Origin of the sequence: Photorhabdus australis DSM 17609 (assembly GCF_000711895.1) — a bacterium.
Lineage (GTDB): Bacteria > Pseudomonadota > Gammaproteobacteria > Enterobacterales > Enterobacteriaceae > Photorhabdus > Photorhabdus australis.
This window is the reverse complement of the sequence record NZ_JONO01000031.1, coordinates 50,548-65,429: the sequence shown is the minus strand read 5'-3', so window position 1 is coordinate 65,429 and position 14,882 is coordinate 50,548. Positions and strand designations below refer to the sequence as shown.

At 49.1% G+C, this 14,882-nt stretch carries 11 protein-coding genes and 1 pseudogene; 3 read left to right on the top strand and 9 right to left on the bottom strand.

The features are described from left to right. The coding region (locus BO26_RS10530) for a CHC2 zinc finger domain-containing protein (protein ID WP_036771234.1) at window positions 1–2,212 on the bottom strand (2,212 nt) is incomplete at its 3' end. A gap of 122 nt (window positions 2,213–2,334) precedes the next feature. Between BO26_RS10530 and BO26_RS10525 the strand changes: the two genes are divergently transcribed. Both BO26_RS10525 and BO26_RS10520 read left to right on the top strand, forming a co-directional pair. Beyond that, window positions 2,335–2,745, top strand: a complete 411-nt coding sequence (locus BO26_RS10525; protein WP_036771233.1) for a helix-turn-helix domain-containing protein — start codon at window positions 2,335–2,337, stop codon at window positions 2,743–2,745. 85 nt (window positions 2,746–2,830) lie between these two features. Beyond that, window positions 2,831–3,151, top strand: coding sequence for a SymE family type I addiction module toxin (locus BO26_RS10520; protein ID WP_036771232.1), 321 nt, complete (start codon window positions 2,831–2,833; stop codon window positions 3,149–3,151). A 67-nt stretch (window positions 3,152–3,218) separates the two neighbouring features. On the opposite strand, the gene BO26_RS10515 is transcribed toward BO26_RS10520, so the two are convergent. The 8 genes and pseudogenes from BO26_RS10515 to BO26_RS10480 form a co-directional block, all read right to left on the bottom strand. Then, window positions 3,219–3,530 carry a DUF7716 domain-containing protein gene (locus tag BO26_RS10515; RefSeq protein WP_036771231.1) on the bottom strand — a complete coding sequence of 104 codons (312 nt, stop codon included), beginning with the start codon at window positions 3,528–3,530 and terminating at the stop codon, window positions 3,219–3,221. Window positions 3,531–3,544: 14 nt separating this feature from the next. Further along, the gene (locus tag BO26_RS10510) at window positions 3,545–7,849 is read right to left on the bottom strand and encodes an RHS repeat-associated core domain-containing protein (protein WP_036771230.1); all 4,305 of its coding nucleotides are present in this window, start codon (window positions 7,847–7,849) and stop codon (window positions 3,545–3,547) included. Window positions 7,850–7,861: 12 nt separating this feature from the next. Then, a complete protein-coding gene (locus tag BO26_RS10505) occupies window positions 7,862–8,287 on the bottom strand; it encodes a DcrB-related protein (RefSeq protein ID WP_036771229.1) in 426 nt (141 codons plus the stop codon). A gap of 664 nt (window positions 8,288–8,951) precedes the next feature. After that, a pseudogene (locus BO26_RS10500) lies at window positions 8,952–9,356 on the bottom strand (AraC family transcriptional regulator); the annotation flags it as partial. 180 nt (window positions 9,357–9,536) lie between these two features. After that, the gene (locus BO26_RS10495; protein WP_036771228.1) at window positions 9,537–11,030 is read right to left on the bottom strand and encodes an aldehyde dehydrogenase family protein; all 1,494 of its coding nucleotides are present in this window, start codon (window positions 11,028–11,030) and stop codon (window positions 9,537–9,539) included. A gap of 28 nt (window positions 11,031–11,058) precedes the next feature. After that, complete coding sequence (locus tag BO26_RS10490) at window positions 11,059–11,427, bottom strand: cupin domain-containing protein (protein ID WP_036771227.1); 369 nt, start codon at window positions 11,425–11,427, stop codon at window positions 11,059–11,061. A gap of 64 nt (window positions 11,428–11,491) precedes the next feature. Continuing rightward, window positions 11,492–12,796: an NAD(P)/FAD-dependent oxidoreductase gene (locus BO26_RS10485; RefSeq protein ID WP_036771226.1), complete on the bottom strand. Its 1,305-nt coding sequence runs from the start codon at window positions 12,794–12,796 to the stop codon at window positions 11,492–11,494. Window positions 12,797–12,904: 108 nt separating this feature from the next. Next, the gene (locus BO26_RS10480) at window positions 12,905–13,660 is read right to left on the bottom strand and encodes a response regulator transcription factor (RefSeq protein ID WP_036771225.1); all 756 of its coding nucleotides are present in this window, start codon (window positions 13,658–13,660) and stop codon (window positions 12,905–12,907) included. A gap of 262 nt (window positions 13,661–13,922) precedes the next feature. On the opposite strand from BO26_RS10480, the gene uriH reads away from it, so the two are divergent. Then, entirely contained in the window at window positions 13,923–14,873 is a 951-nt protein-coding gene (gene uriH / locus BO26_RS10475; RefSeq protein WP_036771224.1) for a uridine-preferring nucleoside hydrolase UriH, read from the top strand. Window positions 14,874–14,882: the final 9 nt, after the last annotated feature.

The following is a 14,882-nucleotide window of genomic DNA, read 5'->3' as shown; positions in this document are numbered from 1 at the left end:
GTTGTGAGGCATAAGGGTTAACCACATTCAGCGGGCGTAACAGCCGCTGGGCGTTCTGATGCAGCTCGGTGATATACGCCTTTTCATTCTCCGCCAGTAAGCCTTCGAGGGTTTGCTTATGGCGCTGCAAGGCGTGGATAGCTTCGGTCTGTTCCCGCGATTCGTTCACGGTCAGCACCAGACAGCGGTTTAACAGCTCTTCATCGACATCTATTGCGGTGGTGGTGAGCATCAGCATCACCGGCCCTTTCACCGTGTACTGTTTGGTGACCAGATTCCCGCTGGCGTCATCTTTGCCGGTGCTGGCAATGGTCAGTTCGCCGTCGCTTTGCAACAGCTTGAGCGCGTAGGCGGCCTGCCGTACCCCTTCTTCTTCGGCAATAGCTAAGATTTTATGCTGGAGATTGGTTTCCCCCAGATAGAACAGACTCTGACCGGTCATGGCGCTGTATTGCAGCCGTTCTTCTTCCGGTATCAGATTGAGGACGGCCTCCATTAAGCTGCTTTTACCTGCTGCCGAACTGCTCTGTATCAGCACCGCCAGCGGACGCTCTAGCTTGCGACTGACGGCGGCTAAGTAACCGGCCAGCAGGTTAGTGGATTCGCCCACCACGCCACAAGCGGCTAAATCGGCGGTGATGCGCTCGCTCAGGTGCGGGTCCTGCAACAGGGCTAACGCTGCGGCCCGCTGGTCCTCGCTCAGTTCGGGAACTGGCGGGGTTTCGGTTTGTTCACCGGCCCCGGCCTGTTGACACTGTTCCAGGACCAGTAACAGCTGCCCCAGTGAACGCCGTAAGTCCCCTTCGGCCAGCCCCAGTTCGGTGGCGGCCAGCCGCGCATACCCGTTCCGGCTGCGGGCGCTCATCATGTCCACGCTGTCGGCGAACATCACGCCGCTGTCGGTATCGATAACCTGCACATTGACTTTCATCACTGCCGAACCTGGTTTCACCTGAGCCAACCCGCGGACCTGCCAGCGCAATGTGCCCAGAGTAACCTGTACGGCGCCGTGGGCGTCTTTTCCCCACACCACACCGGGCATAGCTGGCAGTGCCGCGGTTAAGGCCGGCAGAGAGGTCGGTTCTACCACCGACTCAGTGGCTGTAGCTGTATCGGGCGCCTGCATCGGCACCGCCCCGTCAAGTAACAGGCCGAAGGCCCGTTCCGGCTCGGCGACCTGACACAGATAGCCGTTGGCATCCATGCCCTCGGGGAACACCACCCGGAACACGGTGATACCGGTGGCAGTCAGTTCGGCAGCCAGTTTTACCGCCGCTTCATTGCCGGCCGGATCATTGTCGTAGGCGATCAAGACCTGCTTAACGCCATGCCGCCGGAATGCCTGCCGCATCTCATCGGTGAAGCCGTTCACGCCATAGGCGGCGGTGACATGGCGGTGACCGGCCACCCAGAACGACAGGGCATCGATCAAGGATTCGCAGAGGATGACCGCCCCGGCACTGATCAGCGCCGGCTCATTCCATATCCCGCCGTGTGCGCCGGGCAGATACAGATGCAGCGGTGTTCCGCTGCGTAAGCGGTCGGTGATTTTGCGCCCGTAGATTTCGCGGATCTGACCGTTCGGGTCGATAACTGGTATCACCAGCGAACCGGTAAAGTGCTCGTGTCCGCTGTCACGCATTAGCCCCACGGCCCGAAGACGGGCACGGATTTGTGCGCCGGCTTGCACCGCCTTGATGGGCAGGCGATAGGCTAACGTACGGTTGGCAAAACCGAGTTTAAACCGGGCGACTAATTCCGGGTGGTTGAGCCGGCGTTTTTCCAGATAAGCCAGGGCTTCGGGAGCATTCAACAGCGTATGATGGTAGAACTCGGTTACCCGATGCAGCAACGCCTGCCGACCGGCTTCGTCTTCGGTCAGCATGGCCGGTTCATCCGGTTGCACCAATGGCACCACCGACGGGTTATCCCCGAGTTCCCCGCGTAACCGTTCCACCGCCCGGCGCAGACTTAAGCCCTCGGTTTTCATCACCCAGTCGAGCACAGAGCCGCCGGCATCACAGCCAAAACAGTGATAGAGATTTTTTGCCGGTGAGATAACCATTGACGGGGTTTTCTCCTGATGGAACGGGCACAGCAGCACGTAATCTTTGCCGCGTTTAACCAGCTTTCGCCCCTGTTGCTCCACCACGGCGACTAAGGAAACGGCGGCTTTCAGGTGCTGTAATTCGGCTTCGGGAATGCGGGCCATAACAGAGATCCCCCAAAAATATGTCAAGATTTATTTTGCTTCGATATGCGATATATTATATATTCGTATTACGATAGTAAAGCAAGTCGTTTTTGGAACTCACCTTATACTTGGAGCATTTTATGGCTGATGTGATAGATGAGATTATGCAGACCGAAGAACAGCGCCGGGCATTCGGTAAACGACTCAAAGAGTTACGTAACCAACAGCGACGAACACAGAAGGAAGTTGCTGCCCTGATTGGCTTGCAACTTTCGCAGTACAACAAGTATGAGTCCGGGATGCACATCCCTCCGGCTGATAAGTTGATCCAACTGGCTGAGTTGTTCACGACAACTATTGATTACTTATTGCTTGGCTCGCCTAACGAACAGATACCGATTAGCAACACGCGATTAATGGAGCGATTTAAAGCACTGGCCCAATGCCAGCCGGAAGAACAGGAGACAGTGATTAAACTGATTGATGCGGTGATTGTTAAGCACCGGGTTGAGTCGGCAATACGCCCTGTTGATCAGGAGAAGAATAACTAAGTCTAAAGTGATTTTTTAGTGCGGCGTTGAAGTGCAGCAACACAACAACGCCGCTCACCACAAGCAACTAAAAGAGGTAGTTACTATGGCTAAGGCGCATTCTAGGCAAAACCGTGCCGTAAATAAAGCAACAAAAACAGAGCGTTTTTATACCGTGGGATACGTGCCGCAAAACGACAAGGCTAAAGCACCGCCTGCGATACACCTGAAAGGTCAATGGCTTAAGGCCGCCGGGTTCGATAAAGGTTGCACCCTGACCGTCAAGATTATGGACGGCTGTCTGGTGCTGATCCCTGACAGTGAAGCCATGCAACAACAGAATCAGCAGTACCAGCGGCAACAGGCCCAGCTCAGTGAGATTAAGCTGCGGATGCGGGAACTGCTTGGCGATTACAAAAGCGGCTAAGGGCAGGGATTGAGCGGCTCTTAAAAAAACAAAGCCGGAAGATCACGAAGATCTTCCGGCCTCCGATTTAATCTAAGAAGTCATCTTCTTCGAGGTAATAAACCACAGCTTCTAACAGTTCATCACGGGTTGCATTGGGGTGATGTTCTAGCTTGTTATCAATAATAGCTCTGAATGTTTGATATTCCAGCCAGCTTTTATACTTATCTTCCAGTTCATCCATGTCTTCCAGTTCATCTTCTGTCTCTGGTAGATAATAGGTAGCTTTATCAATATCATTACTTTCATTTATAAAGCCAACATCAACAAAAAAGCACCATGCTTCATCAAGTTCTCTATAAATGGATAACAATCCATCAAAGCCTTTAACTGTTTGCATTAACCTTTTCCTTTTTAACGACAGCCATTACCACCTCCCCACTTTTTACGACCACCTGAGCCATCGGGATGATAGATTTTGTGATAAGACTTATGGTCATTGTAATCAACTAAACTCAACTTGCCTGATTCATTTTCATGATGCCAAGTCATGCCCTTCGGTGCTGTAGGTTTAAAATTCCCACGTTTGCTAGGCTGAACATGCTTTTCTACACTTGGGTACTTGGTCTGCATTTCACGTTTGAATGCGGGGTCACTCTGCATTCTTTCGTATACAGATTGATTACCTCGTTTGAAGTGTTGGCCATCAGATAGCTCATATTCAGATGGTTTCAAAGTATGATAATGGAAAACATGATACTTCCCTAAACCCCGCTGACCTTCCCCTTTGTATAGTCCGAGAGGATCGATCCAACTCATCGGATTAGGGGCATAGGTATACAGGTTCAGACCCCCATTCAGCCCTATCGGATCAGGCGTAATAAACCGGCCAATCTCCGGCGCATAATACCGATACGTATTAAAATGCAGCCCCGTCTCTTTGTCAAAATATTGTCCCGCATAACGCAGGTTTTGCCTGAAACGCGAACTCCATGATGACCGGGCCGGGTCGGTGAAGTAATCCAACGGGATGCCACCTAGTTCACCGAAAGTATTGTATTTTTCCGCCCACGCAATTTTACCCTCCTCATCCGTTACTTCCAGTGGCGCGCCGTTGATGTCCGTGTGATACCAGAAGTAATTGTGTGTGGCGCCTTTCGTGACAATGCTGGCCAGCGGGGTGTAGCTGTCATGGGATTCGTAGCAGTAGGTCTGGATTTCGCCACTTTTCGCATCCCGCTCTTGCAACAGCCGCAGCCCGTGCCAGACAAAATCGGTTTGTTCATAACGCGCCAGTCCATCAATCCCGATTTTAACCACTTTGCGAATACGCCGCCCCAGAGCATCATAGTGATAACGTGCTGTTGTGTTGCCGATAACTGCCACCGTCAGGCGGTTATCACCATCATAACGATAATGCTGTGTTTCGCGCATCTCACGCGCCCGGCTGATAACGTTGCCATGCGGGTCATGTTCATAGCGCCATTCGCGCCAGTGGCTCAGGCGGTCGCCTTGCGGCTCCATCGTTTTGCCCAGCTTCTGTTCTTCAGCCTCACGTTTCAGTATCGACTGGGGTTGCTCCAGCAGGTTATCCGCTCGGTCATACCACAACATATCATCATAAGCGCTGCCCCAATGCGTCACTTTTTTCAGGCGACTTTCAGAATCATAGAGATATTCGATCATGCCTCGGTAATGATCTTCCATCACCTGCAATTCGTCTTGTGGGTTGTAGAGCCACGCCCGCCACGGCTTTCCTTCGCTAAGATAGGGCTGGGGCTCTGTATTGGTCCGTTTCAACGGCAGGCTATACTGGTGGGTACAGCGTCCTAGTGGATCATAATCACGAAGTTGGAACAGCTTGCCCTGTGTGCGGCGCGTTTCACGATGCAGACGGTCACGCTCGAATTCAGTGATAAGTGTCTGTTCATGCCGGATGGCACTCAGGTGACCCGAGCCGTAGTAAAGCCAGCTTAAGGTGCCACCATGTGGCAATGTGAGGGTGGTCAGGTTATCCAGTTCATCATAGTCAAACTGGAGGCTGTCGTCGCCGTTCTGCTCCCGAGTGACCCGCCCCAGTGCGTCATAATCAAAACGCACCGTGTTGGGCTCTATCCCCAGTTGTTTACCGTTATCATTAGGTTCGCGCCGGGCTTCCAGCAGTCTGCCCATCTTGTCCCACTGGTACTGATAAGTGTCCGTGTGAGTTTCCCGCTGAATAAGATGACCCGCCGCATCATAATGCTGGTGTACCCGATGCTCCGGGTACTTGAATACTCTGTCACCCATGCGCCGTTCAAGGCTCAGCAAGCCCGCTACGTTGTATTCGTACTGGATTAAGGTGTCGTCGGGGCGGATTTCTTCGATTAATCGGCCTTCCGCATCACGGTTCAGCAGGTAACGGCCCTCGTTGGCGTTGTCGAGCCGGATCAGATGGCCCTCGGGACTATAGTGATAATGCACCTGCCGTTGTAGCCGGTCAGTGGTACAAACGACCTGACCCAGCGCGTTATATGCCCAATGACGGGGCGGGTTTTGATTGCGCTGGTGACTGATAAGCTGGCCTGCCGGGTCCCACGTCATCTGTTCGGTGGAGTCATCCGGATAGGTGATCTGAATCAGTTGACCATTATCACCATAGTGATAACGGGTACTTTCCATCAGGGCATTGGTGACTTTTTCCAGCCGATTCTCCCGATCATAACTCCATATCGTGGACTGACCAGAACAATCCGCATGGCGGATAAGCTGTCCCTGTTCATTCCACAAAAACTGGCTCTCGCCCCCTTTAGCGTCGATGCGCCGGTCAGGTCGCAGAGTGTGACGATGCATATAGTGGTAATGTGTGGTCTGTTTCAGTGGCGAAGTTTCGCTAATCAGCCGCCCGAGGTTATCATAAGTCAGTGCCGTTTCTGTGCCATCCGGCCAGAAGATAAAGGTGAGCCGGTCGGTATCATTCTCGTACTGCCAGCGGGTCTGGTTGCCGTTAGCATCAGTGAAACTCAGCTGGCGACCATGCGGGTCCCATTCACTCAGACGGGTGTTGCCGTCTGCATCCTTGTAACCATTCGGCAGGCCAAATTCATCCCACAGGATATGATGTTCGGTGCCCGTGCGGTCGAGGCAGTAGATGAGGTGGTGTGCGTCGTTGAGGCGCCACACCGTGCGGGTACCGTCATGCCAGTGGGCCGTACGGGTGAGGTTCTCGTCATCGTATGCCAGCTGAAAACCAGCCCCCTCGCTGGTTTGTTGGGCAGTGACGCGCCACAAGCCATCTTCATCCTGCTCCCACTGGTAATTACAGCGTAACCCCCGCGCATCCTGATGCCATGCCATCAGACCGTGTTCAGTCCAGCCGAACTGGCGCTGGAGAGGGTCATTACGATGGCTGACCCCGGTCAATTGCGCCTGGTCATTATAGTGGTAGCGGCAAAGCGGGATACGCTGACCATCATGGAGTTCGCGCCAGACGGCGATGAGACGGGAAACCGTTTGGTTATCATTTTCCCTTATCACGTAATCGCAGTGCAGGTTAAGCCCGCCGCTGCCCGTGATGTTGACCATCTGACGCTGCTCGTTGTAATGGAAGCTCTGCTCGTTACCCACATTATCGCGAATGTGGCTCAGGCGGCTAATGCCGTCAGAATCGAACTCCACATAATGGTAAATCTGTTCGCCGGCATCACGGATTTCCCAAGTGTCTTCCGGTGTGTGTATCAGGTGACTTTGAGCATCCGGGCAAAAACAGCGGTGTCCTGCCGGCACGTCAGGAAATGGCACGATATCCCCCGACGGGGAACGCCAGAGTAAGCCGTCTTCCACGCGCGTGAGGCAGCTTTCCCAGAATAGGTTCCAGCCCGGTCCAAGTACGCTGTCATAGCGATAACTGCTCAGGTAACTGCGTTGCCAATAAAGCGGTAGTTCGCTCTCCAGCACAAAATCCAGCTCGTCCTCATCGTTCAGGAACTTCTGACCGGCAATGACTTCCACGGGGTTCATGAGGATCCCCACGACAGGCACAGCGACAGCCAGCACCCCGAGCCGACAGGCGATTTGGCGGATTTTAGCCGCCCCCGGCATCTTGTCGAACAGCTTTTGTAACGCCCCGGGGCCTTTGGCTGCTGCCCCACCGAAACTGGCGAACCCTGCCGCTAGCATCGTTAAATCGGAAACGGTGTACGCCCATGGGGGGATTTCCGGCACAATTTGGGCCGTCTGCTCCGTTCCTCCGCCGATGAAGACATTAGATGAACCGGTCATGACTGCCGCATCACAGACCGTTTTGTCTCCGACCCGCACCGCAGGATAGCCATTGATGAAAACGGAATCAGAACCCTCCGCCATCTGGCGAATGCCGTTCTCTTTGCTGCATTCCACCGGACTGCGTGTCGCTATAGCTGCGGGTTTGTTGTTGATAGCGACATTGGGGGAACCCTCCTTGATTTCCCCGCAGGGACTTCGCGACGAGGCCCCTTTGGACACACAGGCATCTCGCGCCATGCCGCCGACATAGTCCGCTGCCATGCCCACCGCAATTGCAGCCCCTATCAGCAGAACGCCCACCCCGATACAGGAGGCGGCCAATCCCGCGATAAAGAGGGCGCCGGATAAAATTCCCCCAGCAGCTGAAATTAATGAGCCGATGACGGTACCTGCAATCAAGCCCGCCATGGCACTGGAATGCCCGATGGTGTCCCCTACCCGCGCCGCTTCTGGCATCGTGTCCCCTCCCTAGAACTGGAAACTTTTCAGGCAGTCATCCAGCCACTGCCGCTGAACATCGGTAAATGACTGCCGGGATGATAACGTGAAAATCAGCGCTTTTTTCTCATCCAACAGAAATACCGCCTGATATTGATAGACTTGCTGCCCTTTTTGGGGACGATAACGGGAGAACAATGCTATACCTTGTAACAGGTTATCACCCAGAGTCGCGGGTTGTTCTGCCAGTAATTGCCAGTCACGCAGACCCTTTTTCAGCAGACCTTTCTGACGGGTGAGGTAACTGGCGAGATCTTCGCCTTCGGTCAACGAATCGCGCGAGATGTTAAGTGCGGGAGCATCCGGTGCGGTGATGATGTTTACGGTCTGTTCCTGATAGCCTGCCGGCAACATAATGCTGCCTTCAGTGAACCGACAACGTGGGTGATTATCCATATATGTCTTTTTGTCTTATTTTATTCAATCATTCAGTCATATCAATCAGGTAGAATTAACAGCAATACTGAATTAATAACTAAAGTTGAATATATTTAAGGGGGCATCTTCATAGTTATCAATAAAGATACACAATCAGTCATGCTATCCATTTAATATTCAGGCAAAAAGATATAACAAAAAGTCTGCGCTGTCTTGATTGTCAGACAAATTCATACCCCATTAATCTAATAAAATGTGATGAAAATCACGGAATAAGCGACAATTTCGCTGAAAATCCCTTTTAATTAAATTAAATAGCAAAAATCTGAATTAAGTACATTCGTCTTCTCCGGTTTATAGATCTTGTATTATTCACCAGATAAGATTAACTCTGTATTTTATCTAATATTTATAACATTGAACAAAATAAGAAATCATAGAACATCTCATCGTTTAAAAGTGGCCAGTTTAGAGGTACACAAGATTCAGACTCATTTTTAGGTTGGAATGTCTGGCAATCAATCCCGCTTAACTCTCTTGTTAAGAGAAACTCAGGTTAACTTAATTTTGATAATGGCCCCTCTTAAGGGACATCCCCAGCAGTTTTCATGATTCGATACATATTATCCACCAGTAAAAATGGTTTTGAACATCGTTGAAGCAGCTTACAGTCATAAAGTGACTATTTAAGTGGTAAATAAATATCTGTCAGCAATTCATGTACAGCGACTTCATGCACAAAGTTAAGGTAGTGAAAGTATAGTGGAAAATCGCGCAGCTCTTCCCCACTGGCGGGTAGCCAGTCACGATACAAATATCGCGCACTCTCCAGCAAAGAATCATGTGAACCATGATGACGCACAACAGCACAGCGCCCACCTGGTATAGTGCCGTTCCTCACCCCGAATAAATTATCCTCTTGAATTGGTGCTTCTACTGTTCCGCAAATGTCAAAGCGGAAATCTTCTGCCTTTGTCGTTGCCGGATCATGCGGAGCAATACCGTAGGTTTGACTGGTAGCAACAGGCGACAAGCCTGTGGTTTTGCGCCATTCGATAAAACGTGCAGCCGTCACATTGAGCAGTTCAGAGTTTGGAAAATACAGAAGCTGGCGGTCGTAGCACTCGTTACGTTATTAATCACAAAGGTTGAATCTTAGTAAATGTAGGGAAAAAGAGACATATCAAAAGCAATAAACAAGGATTAATTAGAAATCAGGAGTACCCCTTTTACCGCTCAGGGGTCATCCTTTAATTCAGACACAAAATCAATAGCGAACCATTACTGATTTCAATTCAGTATAGTGCTCAATAAAGGCGCTACCGAATTCACGGCCAATACCTGACGATTTCATGCCGCCGAATGGTAATGCGGGATCAAGGAAAGTATGCATATTGACCCAAACCATCCCCGCTTCGATACGCGGGATCATACGCATCGCTTTGCTCAGATCATTGGTCCACAAACTCGCCGCTAAACCAAATGGGGTGCTGTTCATCAATCCAATCAATTCTTCCTCCTCGTTATAACTGAGGAAAGTTCCTACCGGGCCAAATGTCTCTTCCTTCATCAATGAATCTTCAGCGCTGTTAGCACGAATAACCGTTGGCGCCACAAAGAAACCCGCTCCAGCCAAAGCATGCCCCCCATACACAATCTCATTACCTTCCTGACGAGCTTGCTCAAATAGGGATAAGATCTTGTTATAGTGCTCTTTATTAGCCAAAGGCCCCATTTCTGTTGATTCATCCAGCGGGGAACCCATTTTCATTGCTGCAAGTCTTTCAGACAACAATTTCAACACTTCATCCATATGACAGGCAGGAATGTAAAAACGCTCAGCCGCAGCACAAATCTGCCCCTGATTAAGATAACCAGCTTCCAGAACCCCATCGACTATCTTTTCAACAGACATATCCGCCAAAAACGCCGCACCGTTCTTACCTCCCAATTCCAGCGTGGTACGAGTTAACCCCTGTTCCATCGCTGACTTACCAACTGCAATGCCTGTTGGCACAGATCCGGTGAACGTCACTTTGGCACATAATGGATGGCCTATCAGTGCAGGACCAAGCACCGAGCCTGAACCATTAACCACATTAATGACACCATCAGGAATGCCCGCTTCTTTGGCTAATTCAGCCACTCTGAGCATCGTTAGTGGGGTGTATTCGCTGGGTTTCAGCACAATGGTACAGCCGCAAGTCAGTGCTGCCGCCATTTTCCAGATGGCAACCATGATAGAGAAATTCCACGGAATAATACCCACCACAACACCAACTGGCTCACGCCGGGTAAACCCCGTGTATTGCTCCCCCTTAAAAGAAGGCAAAGAAACATTCAGGGTTTCACCACTGATCTTACTTGACCATCCGGCAAAATAACGCAGGAATTGAGCAGAGGAATCAATTTCCAGCATACGGGACAATTGAATCGTTTTACCGGAACAGAGGCTTTCCAATTGCGCCAATTCTTCCCGATGTGCCAGTAACAGATCAGCCAGACGATTCAGGCAATGACCGCGCTCCATAGGTGAAGTCTGCGTCCATACACCATGAAAGGCAGTATGTGCCGCTTGCATAGCGGCATTCACTTCTGCTTCACCGCCTTGATTAACGGTTGCAACGACTTCATCAATCGCGGGGTTCACCACAGAAAACGTTTGATTCTCCCGACCACGTACTAACTGGCCATTAATATAATGGCCATGATTGCGTTGCAGAAAGGTCGTAACTTGTTGTAACAGGGTGATATCACTCATCATTTACCTCTGGTCAGACGGATGCTTTTTAACCTTTAATGCAAGACAGATAATGCTTCACAAAACGGTCGGAGGTCACTTCCCACATCACTTCAGTTCCCTTCGCAGCGAACCAAGAATCCCCCGGATGATATTCGACAGTTTCACCACTCTTCACATCAGTCAGTTTCACCGAACCTTCCGAAACAGTTGCATGCTCATCAAACGGATACACCATACTGAACTTGCCACGAGTACAGGCGAAAACTCCGCAAGTCAGGTTATCCGTCGGTTCGCCAAATACCATCGCAACACTTGCCTGTGGATCGCCTTCCAGCACAGTAGAACCCAAATTGCTTACGCTACCAATGTTCAACAGTTCAGGCAGGGGTTTATTCAGTAAAAGTGATTTAATCATGATGTTCTCGTTTCAAATAAAATAGTTTATCAATTGTTCAATGAATAATATTAATATCAATAAGTTAACGACGACCTTTCCAGTATCCTGACGTTTGATGCCAAATCTTGCCGGCAGACACCATCAAATGCCGCAACTTATCTTTGCCGAAAATATTCACATGAGGAATTGAACTCATCAGATCATAACGCTCTGATCCTTCGGCCATCCCTTCAGCCAGTACCTTACAAACGATATGGCTTGGCGTTACCCCAAAACCGGAATACCCCTGAACATAGAACACATTATTGTGCTGAGGCAGAGAACCAATTTGTGGGAACAAGTTTGCGCTGCAACACAACGGCCCTCCCCATGCCAGTTCAACCTTTACATCTTGCAGATAAGGGAAAACTTTCAGCATTAAATGGCGGTTCCAGGCTTTCAAATCAGATGGAATATGTTCAATGAAAGGAGTTGCACTACCGAACAAGAGACGGTTTTCCTTCGTCACACGGAAGTAATCAATCACCGGACGAATATCACTGTATGCACCGCGAATCGGACTGATTCTTTCAACCAAATCATCCGGCAATTTTTCTGTCATTAACTGGAAGGCATAAGTGTTAACCACCTTTTTATAAATATACGGCTCAAGGCCACTATTCAAAAAGGCGTTACAAGCCCACAGCATTTTACCAGCCCGAACAGATCCCATCGCGGTACGAACCGTTACTCTGGAACCATATTCAATATCCATTACCTGGCTATTCTCAAAGATTTTTACGCCAAAATCTGTCGCAGCTTTTGCCTCACCTAGTAACAGGTTCAGAGAGTGAACATGCCCGGCTCCCATATGTTTCAGTGCACAAGTATAAACATCAGAACCGATCACCTTTTTCACATCAGAGCCGGTGTAAAGCTCAATATCTTCATCAGGAGAAACTGCCTTAAAATCTTTCAGCCAGCTACGTAACGTCTTTTCCTGCCTATTATTCATGCCAAGATAGCTGTAACCACGGCATAGATCAGCATCAATATTATATTTAGCAATACGATCACGAATGATTCCTGCACCCAGGTTGCTGATCTGGAAGATCGTTTCCAACCCTTTCTCACCAATATGACGCTTGATTACTTCCAGATCGTGACCGATACCCGCCATAACCTGACCACCATTACGACCTGTACTTCCATAGCCAAGATAACGACCTTCCAGGATCGCAATATTAGTGATACCTTTTTCTGCCAGCTCCAGCGCAGTATTAATACCAGAAAACCCACCACCGATAATGACGACATCTACATCCAGATCTTCTCTTAATGTCGGAAAACGAAGATCATATTTCTTAGTCGCAGCGTAATAAGTTAATGAATCAACAGCATTGTTCATACGATACTCCAATTAGCATCTGACATAATCACCGGATTATCTGTAGCGTACAGCCATATCACCATGTCCCTTTAGGGACATTCGCAACACAGTATTAACATTTGTGACTCAGGCAAAATAACGGGTGGTCGGTGTCATGAACAGGTTAAAAAGCTCTGCTTGTGATCTAATTTGCAGTTTTTGATAAATATTTTTCCGATGATTTTTCACAGTCCCCGTACTGATAAAAAGTTTCTCAGCAATCTGCGGAGAACCTTTACCTTGCAATATCAATTCCACAATCTCACTCTCTCTCGGCGTCAAGGCATAACGAATCTGAGTATCCAGACAAACCATTTCAGCCGCAGGAGATTGCAGCATCATTTCATTATGTAATCGCGCCACACTGCGGATAATTTCCAACGCCATTCGCAAGCTTTTCTTATGCTGTTTTTGTATTAAAAGCAGCCGATTTTCATTACCAAAAAATAGACCGAGCTGTCTTTGAGGAGAGAGCTTCAGCAAAACGCCTGCTTCATCCTGCCAGCCAGTCTTGCTATAAAAATTAAGATAGTAATCAGTATGATAGAATCCTACTGATGCGAGTTCTCGCAGGGTAAACAGCTCCGTTTCGGCGCCATTTGTCAAGGCTTGATAGAAAGGATCTTGCAGATAAGCTCCCTGTTGATAAAGCTGGTTCACCACATCGCTGTTTTTCTTCTCAGCTTTAGTCAAACAACGCGGAGGGACACCCTGCTCGAAGGCATAGATAATGGCGTTATCAAAGGCAATAAACTGTTTCAACCAGGTAAGTAAATTAGGATAAAATTCACAGCTCGCCACTGATTCAATCACTGCCGATAATCTATCCACATGAATATCCATTCCAGCCCTCGCAATTATTAAGAGATCAACAATAAATCCGAAGCAGATACTGCCCGCCTATTCCATAGCAAAGTTATAAGAATCACACTCAAGTTGGATGTACAACTCAATTGTTGTTTATATGTTAATAAAATCACAATTATCAGACATTTTATTAAACATTTATGGGAGCGCTAACCCAAATTTAAGATTTCATCACGGAATAGATGTTTTAACTGAATTATGCTGATTTTTCGTATGGTTTTCTCTGCAAGGAGCGAAAATGACCACTAAAAAGATTATTCTTGATTGCGATCCGGGACATGACGACGCCATTGCTATTTTACTGGCGCATGGCAATCCTGATATTGAACTATTAGCAATCACAACGGTTGTCGGTAATCAGACACTGGATAAAGTCTCGCGTAATGCACTGGCGATAGCCCACATTGCTGGTATCACTGGTGTTCCCGTTGCCGCAGGCTGTCATCGCCCATTAGTACGTGACATTCAAACTGCACCGGATATTCACGGTGACTCCGGTCTGGATGGTCCAAAACTCCCGAAACATTCCCGGACTCTTGATCCTCGCCATGCGACAGATCTGATCATTGATACCATCATGTCCCATCCTCCCAAAACAGTGACACTGGTTCCTACCGGCGGTCTGACCAATATTGCCCTCGCTGTCCGCAAAGCACCGCAGATCGTTGAACGAGTAAAAGAAGTCGTCTTAATGGGAGGTGGATATCACACCGGTAACCGAAGTGCGGTTGCAGAATTCAATATCAAAATTGATCCAGAAGCAGCGCACATTGTTTTCAATGAGAAATGGCCGCTCACCATGGTTGGGCTGGATCTGACACATCAAGCGCAGGCTACACCAGAAGTTACAGAAGCAATTTCACGTATCAATAGCAAAATCTCTCGGTTTGTTATGGAAATGCTGGATGCCTATGGCGAAAACTATCGGAAAAAACGCAATTTCAACTATCCGCCAGTACATGATCCTTGTGCTGTCGCCTATGTGATTGACCCCACAGTAATGACAACGCAGAAAGTGCCAATCAATATTGAATTGAACGGTACTTTAACCGTCGGTATGACAGTTGCGGATTTCCGTTATCCACCACCAGAAGATTGTCACACTCAAGTTGCGGTAAAACTCAACCACCAGAGATTCTGGCAACTGGTTATAGATGCGTTGAAAAACATCCGTGATACCTGTAATTAAAGTGGAAAA

Excerpts from the sequence above, each read along its gene's own strand:
- BO26_RS10525 (WP_036771233.1), top strand. The coding sequence starts at position 2,335 with ATGGCTGATGTGATAGATGAGATTATGCAGACCGAAGAACAGCGCCGG.
- BO26_RS10520 (WP_036771232.1), top strand. The coding sequence starts at position 2,831 with ATGGCTAAGGCGCATTCTAGGCAAAACCGTGCCGTAAATAAAGCAACA.
- BO26_RS10515 (WP_036771231.1), bottom strand. The coding sequence starts at position 3,530 with ATGCAAACAGTTAAAGGCTTTGATGGATTGTTATCCATTTATAGAGAA.
- BO26_RS10510 (WP_036771230.1), bottom strand. The coding sequence starts at position 7,849 with ATGCCAGAAGCGGCGCGGGTAGGGGACACCATCGGGCATTCCAGTGCC.
- BO26_RS10505 (WP_036771229.1), bottom strand. The coding sequence starts at position 8,287 with ATGGATAATCACCCACGTTGTCGGTTCACTGAAGGCAGCATTATGTTG.
- BO26_RS10495 (WP_036771228.1), bottom strand. The coding sequence starts at position 11,030 with ATGAGTGATATCACCCTGTTACAACAAGTTACGACCTTTCTGCAACGC.
- BO26_RS10490 (WP_036771227.1), bottom strand. The coding sequence starts at position 11,427 with ATGATTAAATCACTTTTACTGAATAAACCCCTGCCTGAACTGTTGAAC.
- BO26_RS10485 (WP_036771226.1), bottom strand. The coding sequence starts at position 12,796 with ATGAACAATGCTGTTGATTCATTAACTTATTACGCTGCGACTAAGAAA.
- BO26_RS10480 (WP_036771225.1), bottom strand. The coding sequence starts at position 13,660 with ATGGATATTCATGTGGATAGATTATCGGCAGTGATTGAATCAGTGGCG.
- uriH (WP_036771224.1), top strand. The coding sequence starts at position 13,923 with ATGACCACTAAAAAGATTATTCTTGATTGCGATCCGGGACATGACGAC.